We start from the raw sequence: 11,865 nt of genomic DNA, 5'->3' as shown, positions 1-11,865 counted from the left end.
GCTGTATAATCATTCATCAGGCAGGTGATAATTATGGAATGGTTGTACCTCATTATTATATTGGTTATGGCAGCCGGCTTGATCTCGACCATTTTGGTTGGCCGCTCCGCAAGCAACAAGGTGGAGGATCCGCGTTATTCCCAGCAAACCGGACGCAAGTGGCTGCGTCTCGGCATCATCTACATTGCAGGCATTATAATAGTAGCAGCGCTATTAATATGGCTGTAAGGGCCGGCGAATGAAGCCATGCTACGATATACGTAACCTCCGGGCTATAGCCCGGAGGTTATTTTGATTCAGGGAGAAGGCACCTCCAGCAAGGCGCGCAGCGCTTCGGCGAACCGTGAGATGCCGGCATCGATGTCCTCGGCTCTGGCCCTTGCGAAGGTAAAGCGCACATAGCCGGAATCGGAGCCGTACACGCTGCCCGGCACGAACACGACGCCTCTGCGGATCGCTTCCTCCAGCAGCTTGCCGTCATGGACCTGCGGCACCAGCTTGCACCACAGATGCAGACCGCCCTCCGGCACCGTGAATGAGATCAGGCCGGTCAGCTCACGCTTCAGTGCGGCGATCAGCAAATCGCGCTTGAACTGCAGCTGCATGCGCAGCCGGTCCAGATGCGGCTCGAAATAATCGGATTTCAGGAACTGGGCGGCGACTTGCTGGGGAATGACGCTTAGGCCAAAGTCCATCTGCTGCCGGGCATCAGCCAGTCTCTCTACAATGGCATTGGGCGCAACCATCCAGCCGACACGGAGGCCCGATGCCGCAATCTTCGAGAACGAACCGATATAGAGGACAGAACCGGCGGCATCCATCGCTTTCAGCGGCGCTGGCGGCATGCCTCCGTAGGAGGTGAGGCTGAACGGATCATCCTCCACAACGGGAAGGCCAAGCTCGCTTGCCAGCTCCAGCAGACGCTTCCGGCGCTCCATGCCGAGTACGGCGCCAGTTGGGTTTTGGTAGTTCGGATTCAGGAAGACCATCTTGATCCGGTGCCGCCGGTACAAGGCGCGAAGATCCTCCGGACATGCGCCGTCCCGGTCAACGGGCAGACGGAACAGCCGGAGACCGGCGGATTGAAACATTGGCAGTGAGTAGCAGTAGGATGGGTCCTCGATCGCTACAGCATCTCCGGGAGACAATAAGCATTGGGTAATGAGATACAAGGATTGCTGAGAACCCGATGTAATCAGAATGGACGACTCGGTCGTCTGAATTTGACGGTATTTGTTCAGATAGGGTACCAGCACTTGTCTTAGCGGGATATACCCTTGAGGATGGTCGTAGCCCAGATAAGCCGTATATTGATGGCGGCTCATCAGATTTGAAATTTCCTCGCTCGGCGCCAGATCGCCCGACAGCTCCCCGCTGGCGAAATCAATCAGGGCAGGAGCCCCGCTTAGCGCTTCCCGAATGCGTCTCATGAACGGCAGATTGGGCAAAAAGTTGCCGCCTTCGGCGTACCGCTTCCAATTTGGCGTATGCTTGGGCGTCGCACCCCATTTGGTCATCGTAACGCGCGTGCCGCTGCCGGATTTCCCTTCAATTATCCCCATAGAGCGAAGCTCGGAGAACGCCAGAATAACCGTGCTGCGGTTCACGCCGAGCTGCTCGGCCAATTTTCGCTCCGAAGGCAGCTGGCTGCCGGGCGGAAACTCGCCATAGGATATGCGCTGCTCCAGGTGATCCGCGATCTGGGCGTACAGCGGTTTCTTGCTCTCTCGGTCAGGTTTCCACATCGATTGTATTCCCTCAATCCATCAAGAATGTCCATATGCTTGTAATGATACCATTGATGCCGCCTTTTATTGAATTACATTGATAAGGAAATTTAGCGATTTCCATGAATAGGGGAAAAGAAATCAACCCGCAATACAGAAAGATTAAGATCGATTCTTTCTCTTTAATGAAGAGAAAATTATGGAACTTAGTAATCTGTTGATTAATGAGCATTTTTGGTGCGGATGCTGGCTGCAAAGCTAGGCAGCGCCAGTCCAAGAACAAACAGCATGGTAATCGTAATTCCTGACACTAAGGTATCGCCTGCCGTTTGACTATTTTGCAATGATGCCTCCCCAAATCCTATCGCAACGCAAGGAGTGAACGAGTCGGCAAATTGCGGGTTGCCGGACACTTAACCGGCTTCGCCTTCTTTCACAAAGAAAAACGCTATTGAGCCGCTCGTTGCGTGCACAGGGCAATTCTGAACAGCTGAAGGCTATATGGCCGAAGAAATCGCACAAGAAGAGGGAAGCTGCAGTTATATAGAGAAGCATTGTCCAATTTGTGAGGCGGCGAAAGCCTGCTTCAATCTGTACAAATGGGAACTGGAGATGTTCCAGGAGGTGCTTGGCTTAGAAGTTGAAATTATAAGGGGCGGCCATATTCTGAGGGGGGATAATTGCTGCATCTATACGATAAGTCATTGGGAAGGTTGAATCTTAGTGGTGAAGCCGATTTTTTGCTGCAAGACACGGATGAGATGTTTGTTTTTTTATGATTATATTTACATGTGGATGTGGAAGTGGATTGATCCCGAAAATGAACAGGCCGGCCGATATGAACTAATTAAATTGGATACTATAACGGGTGAAACACTGACTCCGATCCATTCAGCGAAAAGTTCGGCCGGTAAGTTCAAACGAGAATGAGACATGCGGCTAAGGCGTATGATCATCTTCGATGAGCAGGACGGCCGCACAAAGCTAATCAACATCGCTCACTACATATCAGCCGAAGCGCTGCAAACCGTGCTGGATATGGCAAAGAGTATGGCTTCTTCGAGACGATGGATCATCTGGAAAAGCATCTGGACAACCTCAAGGGGCTAATCCGTTTCACCCAGAAATAAAGTCTAAAAAGGCGTAGAACGTGTTGCGACGCAATACGTTCGTACTTGTTTGGCAGAGTTGCAATTTCAACGAAGCTGCAACGGTGCCACGCAACGCTGCACGCGCCAAAAGTGCTGATTCGTGAATGCAGCGTTGCTGTGCGTCGTTAGAAGCTCGAATTCGCTCAATTCGAAGCTGCAACGGTGCCACGCAACGCTGCACGCGCCAAAAGTGCTGATTCGTGAATGCAGCGTTGCTGTGCGTCGTTAGAAGCTCGAATTCGCTCAATTCGAAGCTGCAACGGTGCCACGCAACGCTGCACGCGCCAAAAGTGCTGATTCGTGAATGCAGCGTTGCTGTGCGTCGTTAGAAGCTCGAATTCGCTCAATTCGAAGCTGCAACGGTGCCACGCAACGCTGCACGCGCCAAAAGTGCTGATTCGTGAATGCAGCGTTGCTGTGCGTCGTTAGAAGCTCGAATTCGCTCAATTCGAAGCTGCAACGGTGCCACGCAACGCTGCACGCGCCAAAAGTGCTGATTCGTGAATGCAGCGTTGCTGTGCGTCGTTAGAAGCTCGAATTCGCTCATTTCGAAGCTGCAACGGTGCTACGCAACGCTGCACGCGCCAAAAGTGCTGATTCGTGAATGCAGCGTTGCTGTGCGTCGTTAGAAGCTCAAATTCGCTCAATTCGAAGCTGCAACGGTGCTACGCAACGTTGCACGCGCCAAAAGTGCTGATTCGTGAATGCAGCGTTGCTGTGCGACGTTAGAAGCTCGAATTCACTCAATTCGAAGCTGCAACGGTGCTACGCAACGCTGCACGCGCCAAAAGTGCTGATTCGTGAATGCAGCGTTGCTGTGCGTCGTTAGAAGCTCGAATTCGCTCAATTCGAAGCTGCAACGGTACCACGCAACGCTGCACGCGCCAAAAGTGCTGATTCGTAAATGCAGCGTTGCTGTGCGTCGTTAGAAGCTCAAATTCGCTCAATTCGAAGCTGCAACGGTGCTACGTAACGCTGCACGCGCCAAAAGTGCTGATTCTTGATTTAACGGTACTTAGCAGCGTGTGTAGCCGAGGGTATGCGATCTATGATGTGGTAGCTCGGCCAAAGCGCTTGACCTCAGCCCATTCAAAGCAACCGAAGGCAAGCTGCTGTCGAGAAGCGATATGCGATATGTAACGATCAAATAAAGAATGCCGAAGGAGCGCGTGATGGCCCCTTCGGCATTTTTCGAAACGGATATAATAGATGAATCACACAATCTCTACAGTACGCTGCCGCCGAAGATCATGCGGTGTTCCCATTGTGTGCCTTTGATGGAGTCGACGCGTACGCCGCCGCTTTTTTGGGAATACGTGTGCAGCACTTTGCCGTTGCCCAAGTACAGAGCGACATGCGTTACTTTCTGCTTCGACTTGTTGAGCTTGGAATAATTCGATGCGCTGGAGCCTTTATAAGACATGAAGAATACGAGATCGCCGCGCTTCAGGCTGGACCAGCTTGTCTTCACAGTGGAATGCTTCTTCACATAGCTTGCTTGAGTGGCGGAAGATCCGGGCAGTGTCACGCCTGCCGCTTGTTTAAAGATATGCTTGACGAAATCGGAGCAATCGAACGTTCTTGTATTGCTGCGGTTCGATCCGAATTCGTAAGGCGTACCCATATACTTGCCGCCCAGCTTGATTGTTGCTTCAATCTTGGCTGATTTGCTCGATGCTGTTGCGGCATATGCCGTAGTATCTGCTCCGTGCTGCAATGGTGTAAATCCTGTTACAAGCAACGCTGTTGTTACGGCGCCTGCTACGAGTGTTTTCGCGAATATGTTTTGTTTCATTGTTTGCACCTCCTGGTTGGTACAACTACCGTAACATAGGCTTTGGAACCGTTTTAACCCCACAAAATATGGTCCTGTGCCCAATTCCGCCTCTAGAGGCGGGGACGCGACTCGACCTAAGTCTAGTTCAAAAACCGCCGAAAGTCCGTTTTATAAAGGGTTTGAACGATCTATACTAGGTACATAAGCAAGAGCTGCTGAACAAGGTTGAATCATCAAAAATGAAAGAATTCTAATAGAAGAAAGGAGAGGGATTTGGACATGAATGGAAAAAGCGCACTTGGTGTACTGCTAATTGTCATTGGCGGCTTGGCCGTTCTGAATGTATTCAATATTAATCTGGGTTGGATTTTTGGACTTCTGCTCCCATTCATCCTCATCGGCTTTGGCGTAGTAGGGTGGATGAACAATAAGAAAGTGATCGGCGGCGTTCTGATCGCAATCGGCGGCGTGATGCTGCTGGGCAAGCTCGGCGGATTCTTCATGCTCTTGCTGGCAATCGGATTGATCGCTGTCGGAGTATCGCTGTTCAGAAACAAGAGATCCTATTAATATAAAGAAGTATAGATAAACGGGTTAGGAGGACATATAGATGAGCATTGCACGTCGTATCCGAGACATTACAGTCGCAACGTTGAACGAGAGGCTGGAGAAAGCGGAAGATCCGGTACGGATGATCGATCAGTTCCTCTGGTCAACGCGAGAGGATATCATCCAGGCCGAGAAGCTCCATCAGCAATATGCGAATCACAGCAATCATCTCCGGGCGCAGTGGCTGCAGGCTGAAGCGCAGAAGGAACGCCGCGAGCAGCAAGCGATGACGGCCCTCAAAGCCGGAGAAGAGAACATGGCGCGCATCGCCCTTCATGAGAAGGCAAGCTGCGAGGAGCGCTCTGCACAATATAGAGAGCTGTACGAGCAAAGCCGGCAAAACACGATGGATCTGGAGGAGCAATTGCGCGAGATGCGCAGCGAATACCAGACCGTATACGATAAGCGCGAGTACTACACAGCCCGCATGGAATCGGTCAGATTGCAGCAGCGCATGAACAGCAGACTACAGGGGGGCGTATCCGACGGGGCTCACCCAGGCACGATGTTCCGCCAAATGGAGGATCGCATCAGCGATCTGGAGCAGGAAGCCAGAAGCTTGCGGGATGTGCGCCGAATGGGAAGAGAATTCGATCAAGGGGGCGTCGGCAATACGGTCAAGTCCGTGATTGAGCGCGAGCTTGCCGAATTGAAACGCAAACTTGAGAAGGAGGGTTGGTCGTCTTGAAAAAGCTATATCGCTCCAGACGGGATAAGAAATTGCTCGGCCTGTGCGGCGGGCTAAGTGAAATGCTGAATGTGGATGCGACACTTATACGGATACTGCTCATTGTCATCACTGTCCTATCGAGCGGTATGGCCATCTTCATCTACATTATCGCTGGTCTGGTTGTGCCGAAAGAGCCGCCCATCTATGGCGCGTTCGGCCCGCATGGGTACGGCAATGGTCATAACAACGGCTTCGGCGGCGGCTATGGCCCTCACAATGGTCCGCATAACGGCCCGCACCACACTGGCTACAACGGCGGCTTCAATCAATATCAGAACAATACGCCTCCGAACAATTGGGGCACTTCATACGGCAAGGAAGAGCCTGCTGCAGGCTCGCAATTCGATAGCATGATGGACGATCTGGAGAAGAAGGCACTGCGCCGCGAGATCGAGGAACTGAAAGCCAAATTAGCGAAACAGGAGAAGGGAGAATAATACTATGGGAATCTTTAAAAGAATGAAGGATATGACGAAAGCATCTATGAACGAGGTACTGGACAAGCTGGAAGATCCGGTTGTCATGCTGAACCAATATCTTCGCGATATGGAGTCCGAGATTCATCAAGCGGAGGTAACGGTAGCGAAGCAAATGGCGAACGAGCGCCGCATGAAGCAGCGTCTGGACGACTCCGTACGCAATGCGGCAGAGCGCGAGTCCAAGGCAGAAGCAGCGCTTCGCGCAGGTCAGGAAGAGCTGACTCGCAAGCTGCTGGAAGAGAAGCTGTACTTCGATCAGAAGATTGTGGAGTACACGGACCTGCACGCTCAGGCTAAAGGTCAAGCCGAAGAGCTGCTTGGGCAGCTGCACGCGATGAAAGAAGAGTTCTACCAACTGCGCAACAAGCGCAATGAACTGGCTTCCCGCGCTCAAGTAGCGAAGGCGCAGAAGCAAATGGCTCAGCTTAGCTCGAACCATACGATCGACAGCGGCACAGCATCGCGCGGCTTCTACCGGATGGAAGAGAAGATTCTGCAGATGGAAGCGGAAGCGGATGTGCTTCGCACGCCGTACTCTTCCTACAGCACCGGCAGCGGAGCATCGGCAACCCCAGTCAGCGCGGCTGACCTGGAGAAGCGCATGAAGGTAGATGCGCAGCTGGAAGCGCTCAAGAGCAAAATGAACGCTGCTGCTCCTGCTCCTAACAAGACAGAAGCGGAATAAGAACGATACAAGGATGGAAGCAGCGGACCGGCTACCGGTCTGCTCTTTCATGCTTTTTTGTGAGAGGATTCGCAAGCATGGCTGGACATGATTGGCTCACAGGCATCATGACCGGCTACATAAGGAGCTGTAGGCATGCAGGATCAGGAAAATAATGGGGGAGAACAAGGCAAAGCCGCACGAAGGCGCAATGTGGTGGAGACGCTATTATGGCTGCTTATTATTGCGTCTTTGGCTGTCATCTTGCTTCAAGGGCTTGATATCGTGGAGCCGTTCATCCTGCAGGGCAGATGGGCGATTACAGGGCTGGGGCTAGTCGGTGCTGGGCTTGCGGTGGCGGCGCTTAACGGCTATCTGCAGAACTCCAAGCTGAAAGCCCGGCTGAAGCGGCTGACCGAGCAGCAACGCAAGCGCTACGCGGTAACGCTGAGCAATGATTCAGAGGAAGCGGGCGGAAATGACTCTGAGCATGAGAGCGACCCGCAGTGGACCGAGAAGGTGAGATTCACCGCGGTGCTGGAGGAGCGTCAGCGTCTTGCGCGCGAGCTGCATGATGCTGTCAGCCAGCAGCTGTTCGCTATCTCCATGACAGCGACGGCGGTCAGCCGGACGATCGAGCGGGACTGGGAGCGCGCGAAGCGCCAGGTGCAGCTGATCGAGGAGATGGCCGCGGTGGCGCAATCCGAGATGAGGGCGCTCTTGTTGCATCTGCGTCCGGTTCATCTGGACGGCAAGAGCTTGGGACAAGCGTTGACGACGCTTGTGGACGAGCTGAAGCAGAAGGTGCCGATGGACATTTTATTGGAAGTGGATGAATCGATCGTGCTGCTGCCGCAGACGGAGGATCATCTCTTCCGGATTGCCCAGGAAGCGCTGTCCAATACGCTTCGCCACTCCAAGGCGGGAAGCATGCGCATCCGACTGATGCGGCTGGACAACAAGTTGCATATGACCTTGCAGGATAATGGGGTCGGGTTCGATCTGGAAGCGAAGAAACAAACGTCTTACGGCTTGCTGACAATGGAAGAGCGAGTGAATGAGCTTGGAGGATCCCTCCAGATGATATCGCAGCCGGGCGAGGGCACGACGATTCACCTTTGGGTGCCGATGGACGGACTTAGTCCGGCGAGTTAAGATAGAAGCATAGCGAAAGGAGCGGATAGATTATGGAGGAACCGATAAAGGTATTGCTTGTCGACGATCACGAGATGGTGCGGATCGGACTTGCGGCGGTGCTGGATACGGAGGATGGCATCGAGGTTGTAGGAGAAGCGAGCAACGGGATGGACGGCATTCGCTTGGCGCAATCCTACAGGCCCGATGTTGTTCTGATGGATCTTGTGATGGAAGGGATGGACGGCGTCGAGACGACGGCCAAGCTGCTGGAGTCCCATCCCGATTGCAAGGTTATTGTGCTTACAAGCTTTATCGATGACAGCAAAATATACCCCGTTATCGAAGCGGGGGCATTCAGCTATTTGCTGAAGACATCCCGTGCAAGCGAGATCGCCGAAGCGATCCGTGCGGCTGCAAGGGGGCAATCCGTGCTGGAGTCGCAAGTGGCGGCCAAAATGATGAACCGGTTCCGCACGCCGAAGCAGCAGGAGCAGCCGCGCTTGCATGATGATCTGACCGAACGCGAGATGGATGTGCTCAAGCGTGTTGCGCAGGGCAAGTCCAATCAGGAGATCGCGGATGAGCTGTTCATCGGCGTGAAGACGGTTAAATTCCATGTCACGAATATTTTCAACAAGCTGAATGTGGAGGACCGTACACAGGCTGCGATCTATGCGCATAAGCAAGGAATCGCGGACTAATCATTAGGCATGGGGCCTAATAGATTCAAGCAGAGCGAACAGCGCTTCTTCATCATCAATCGGGATTACAGGAAGCGTGGGCTCTAGTCTATATTCCTCGGCTGAGAATGCAGCGAGGGCTTCCGGCCAGCCTACCAGCGCAATAGGCTGGCTGACCGATTCCAGCAGGCGAAGCTGATCAGCTTCGCGGGCGAAGACGAGCTTCGGGTAAGGAGCGGTCTTGAAGCCTTCGATCAGAATGATGTCAACATCCTGCGCTATTGCCGCTATTAAGGCATCCAGCTCAGACTTGGACTGCTTCAGGATAGCGGTACGGCTGGCAGAGGTAATCGCGGTGATGTCAGCTCCTGCAGCCTGGTGCTTCCAGGTGTCGGTGCCCGGCGTATCGATCTGGAAGTCATGCGCGTCATGCTTGATCGTGCCTACGCGCAGCCCTAATCCTTTATATCTTTCTGTTAACCGGCAGACCGAGGTGGTCTTGCCGGTGTTTTTGTATCCGACAAGCTGAATGATAAAAGCGTGCTGCTGATGCAAGGTAAGGGCCTCCTTGGTATGGAATAAAGCGTGGCTTATACAGTTGAATAGTGGTTTTGCACTATGGTCAAGTGTATCATATACGGAGCTCAAGACGCTTGGACCATTACTTAGAGGGCTTGAGGCGCTGTATTCTGCCTCTGCGCTCGCTATGATACAATAAAGCAATCATGTAAGGGATTACGGTATGCAACAATGCAGGGGTGGGGAATCCGGGTGGCTGAGGAGATAAGGATGGGAAGCGTCAATAGCGGAGGAAGCGACGGCCGGTTCAACCGCCGCGCGATCACAGTGGACGAGGCGCAGCGGCGTGTGCTTGCCGCTGCGGCGCGGACTGCAAGCGGGCATGTGCCGCTTGCGGCAGCTGGCGGCCGGAGGCTCGCGCAGCAGCTGCTTGCGACGAGCGTCTGGCCGCCCTTCGCGCGCGCGGGGCTCGACGGCTACGCCGTGCGCGCGGCAGATACGGCGGAGGCGTCGCCGCAGTCACCGGCGGCGCTGCGCGTCGTGGACACGGTCGCGGCGGGCGGGCTCGCCCTGGCGGCCGTACAGCCGGGCACGGCTGCGCGCATCATGACCGGCGCGCCTGTGCCCCCCGGGGCCGACGCGGTCGTCATGCTAGAGCAGACCGCGGAGGGCATGGCCGGAGGCGAGCGGACGGCGCTGGTGAAGGCCGCCGCCCGCCCCGGCCAGAACGTGGCTCCTCAGGGCGAGGAATTCCGCCTGGGGAGCGCTATTGCAGGGCCCGGCGAGCTGCTGCGGCCGGGCCATATCGCGCTGCTGGCCACGTTCGGCTATGCCAGCGTGCCCGTGTACAGGCGCCCCCGCGTCGCGATATTCGCTACGGGGAACGAGCTGCTCCCGGTAGAGGCTCCGCTCGCGCCGGGCCATATCCGCGACAGCAACAGCGCGATGGTCGCGGCAATGATCCGCCAGCACGGCGGCGAGCCGCTGCTGTGCGGAGCGCTGCCCGACGAGCCGGCGGCGGTGCGCGAGGCGCTCCGCGGCATTGGCGGGGAAGCGGATATGATCGTGACGACCGGCGGCGTGTCGGTCGGCGATTATGACGCGATGGCGCTGCTGCTCCGTTCGCTGCCCCGCTATGAGGAAGTGCCGGGATGGACCAGCGCTTCCCCGGAGACGCTCCTGTTCAATCGCGTCTCTATGCGCCCGGGCAGCCCGACTTCTGCTGCCTGGATGGATGGCAAGCTTGTCCTGGCGTTATCGGGCAATCCCGGCGCCTGCTTCACCGGCTTCGAGCTGCTTGGTGTGCCCGCGCTGCGCGCTATGCAAGGCGATCCTTCGCCTTATCATCGCAAGGTGCATGCGCAGCTAGCCCGCGAGATCGGGAAAGGCAGCCCGCATGACCGTTACGTCCGCGTCTCGCTCCAGTACGGGGAAGACGGACGCCTGTATGCTGACCCGCTAGCCTTCGGCAAGTCCAGCATGACCGCTTCGCTCGCGGAAGCGGAGGCGCTGGCCGTTATTCCCTCCGGATCAAGCGGCGCAGAGGCGGGACGCATTGTAGAAGCTTGGCTTCTCACTTAATAATATTTGTTCAGGATGACTCCCCGTATCGGAAGCGGCCAATATGATTGCATCGCACCGTAATACATGGCATAGGGGTAAGCCGAGGTGAAGGGCAGGCGCAGCAAGTCGATGGACTGGCGCTGCTCCGCGAAGGTCAAGGCGTGCTTCAAGTCATTGATGAAGCCGTCCGTGCCGAGAAGCAGCCTGCGCAGCTTGCCGCTGTCGCCCAGAATCTCCGGCAGCTCCTCTCTGGAGCCCGCCTTCGAAGAGCGGCCCTGCGCGGCTTCACGCGGAGCCGAATCATCGCTGCTGCCCTCCCATCGCAGCGCCCCTCCCGCATCCCTCCGAATGCCAAGCTCTTCTATGGCGGGGTGGCGCAGCGCCAGCTCAACGGCCTCCCACACCTCCGGCTGCAGCCGCTCTTCATGCGAGCGGTAGCTGCGCTCCAGCCCATTCATCATTCCCACCAGTTCATCGATCTGCGCACGAACGAATGACGCATTCCGAATGCCGGCATCGCGCCCCAGCTCCTGAAGCATGCGGTCAAGCCGCTTCTGCGCTTCCTGGGCTTGCCTTAGCCAGACGGCCGCACTGTCCGCCGCGTCGCTATATATCCGGTTCCAGTCTTCTCTCTGCACGATGGAGGCCTGCTCGAAGGCGGTAAGACGGTATGCCGCATAGCGGTTCACCGGCTGCAGCTTCGTATAATGCATCGTGCGTTCAATGCCTCGTATTGCCCGAGTATATAAGGTCATATTCCGTCCTCCCAAAAAATATTTTTAGGCTCATCATAGCTTAAGCAGGCCGAGAAGGCTGGCGAACGGCGGAG

The 11,865-nt window shown here is 55.3% G+C and carries 14 protein-coding genes; 9 read left to right on the top strand and 5 right to left on the bottom strand.

Annotated features, from left to right (window positions below):
* The first annotated feature begins 33 nt into the window (after positions 1-33).
* Entirely contained in the window at positions 34-228 is a 195-nt protein-coding gene (locus D3P09_RS07235; RefSeq protein ID WP_120108346.1) for a hypothetical protein, read from the top strand.
* Between the two features lie 68 nt (positions 229-296).
* Here the strand turns inward: D3P09_RS07235 and pdxR are convergent, their stop codons facing one another.
* Together pdxR and D3P09_RS28290 are read right to left on the bottom strand one after the other, a co-directional pair.
* Positions 297-1,745, bottom strand: coding sequence for a MocR-like pyridoxine biosynthesis transcription factor PdxR (gene pdxR / locus D3P09_RS07230; RefSeq protein ID WP_120108344.1), 1,449 nt, complete (start codon positions 1,743-1,745; stop codon positions 297-299).
* 203 nt (positions 1,746-1,948) lie between these two features.
* A complete protein-coding gene (locus D3P09_RS28290) occupies positions 1,949-2,071 on the bottom strand; it encodes a hypothetical protein (protein WP_279387118.1) in 123 nt (40 codons plus the stop codon).
* A 589-nt stretch (positions 2,072-2,660) separates the two neighbouring features.
* On the opposite strand from D3P09_RS28290, the gene D3P09_RS27595 reads away from it, so the two are divergent.
* A complete protein-coding gene (locus D3P09_RS27595) occupies positions 2,661-2,837 on the top strand; it encodes a hypothetical protein (protein WP_165867338.1) in 177 nt (58 codons plus the stop codon).
* Positions 2,838-4,103: 1,266 nt separating this feature from the next.
* Here D3P09_RS27595 and D3P09_RS07210 read toward each other — a convergent pair.
* Complete coding sequence (locus D3P09_RS07210; protein WP_120108337.1) at positions 4,104-4,673, bottom strand: C40 family peptidase; 570 nt, start codon at positions 4,671-4,673, stop codon at positions 4,104-4,106.
* Positions 4,674-4,934: 261 nt separating this feature from the next.
* Here D3P09_RS07210 and D3P09_RS07205 point away from each other — a divergent pair, with 261 nt between their 5' ends.
* The 6 genes from D3P09_RS07205 (at position 4,935) to D3P09_RS07180 (ending at position 8,975) form a co-directional block, all read left to right on the top strand.
* The gene (locus D3P09_RS07205; RefSeq protein ID WP_120108335.1) at positions 4,935-5,225 is read left to right on the top strand and encodes a LiaF transmembrane domain-containing protein; all 291 of its coding nucleotides are present in this window, start codon (positions 4,935-4,937) and stop codon (positions 5,223-5,225) included.
* A gap of 40 nt (positions 5,226-5,265) precedes the next feature.
* Complete coding sequence (locus tag D3P09_RS07200) at positions 5,266-5,952, top strand: PspA/IM30 family protein (protein ID WP_120108334.1); 687 nt, start codon at positions 5,266-5,268, stop codon at positions 5,950-5,952.
* Positions 5,949-6,431 carry a PspC domain-containing protein gene (locus tag D3P09_RS07195; RefSeq protein WP_120108332.1) on the top strand — a complete coding sequence of 161 codons (483 nt, stop codon included), beginning with the start codon at positions 5,949-5,951 and terminating at the stop codon, positions 6,429-6,431. The genes D3P09_RS07200 and D3P09_RS07195 overlap by 4 nt, the downstream gene beginning before the upstream one ends.
* 4 nt (positions 6,432-6,435) lie before the next feature.
* A complete protein-coding gene (locus D3P09_RS07190; RefSeq protein ID WP_120108331.1) occupies positions 6,436-7,158 on the top strand; it encodes a PspA/IM30 family protein in 723 nt (240 codons plus the stop codon).
* 135 nt (positions 7,159-7,293) lie between these two features.
* Positions 7,294-8,292: a sensor histidine kinase gene (locus D3P09_RS07185; protein WP_120108329.1), complete on the top strand. Its 999-nt coding sequence runs from the start codon at positions 7,294-7,296 to the stop codon at positions 8,290-8,292.
* Positions 8,293-8,324: 32 nt separating this feature from the next.
* Positions 8,325-8,975, top strand: a complete 651-nt coding sequence (locus D3P09_RS07180) for a response regulator (RefSeq protein ID WP_120108328.1) — start codon at positions 8,325-8,327, stop codon at positions 8,973-8,975.
* Between the two features lie 3 nt (positions 8,976-8,978).
* On the opposite strand, the gene mobB is transcribed toward D3P09_RS07180, so the two are convergent.
* On the bottom strand, positions 8,979-9,509 hold the full coding sequence (gene mobB / locus D3P09_RS07175) for a molybdopterin-guanine dinucleotide biosynthesis protein B (RefSeq protein WP_165867337.1): 531 nt from the start codon (positions 9,507-9,509) through the stop codon (positions 8,979-8,981).
* 195 nt (positions 9,510-9,704) lie between these two features.
* Here mobB and D3P09_RS07170 point away from each other — a divergent pair, with 195 nt between their 5' ends.
* Positions 9,705-11,054 (top strand): molybdopterin molybdotransferase MoeA, encoded by a 1,350-nt coding sequence (locus D3P09_RS07170; RefSeq protein WP_341538278.1) that lies wholly within the window; start codon positions 9,705-9,707, stop codon positions 11,052-11,054.
* Here the strand turns inward: D3P09_RS07170 and D3P09_RS07165 are convergent.
* Positions 11,051-11,791: a hypothetical protein gene (locus D3P09_RS07165; RefSeq protein WP_120108323.1), complete on the bottom strand. Its 741-nt coding sequence runs from the start codon at positions 11,789-11,791 to the stop codon at positions 11,051-11,053. The two genes, D3P09_RS07170 and D3P09_RS07165, sit on opposite strands and share 4 nt — an antisense overlap.
* Between the last annotated feature and the right edge of the window lie 74 nt (positions 11,792-11,865).

This window comes from Paenibacillus pinisoli (genome assembly GCF_003605435.1).
Classification (GTDB): Bacteria; Bacillota; Bacilli; order Paenibacillales; family Paenibacillaceae; genus Pristimantibacillus; species Pristimantibacillus pinisoli.
The sequence above is the reverse complement of the archived record's forward strand: the minus strand, read 5'-3'. Positions and strand labels throughout refer to the sequence as shown.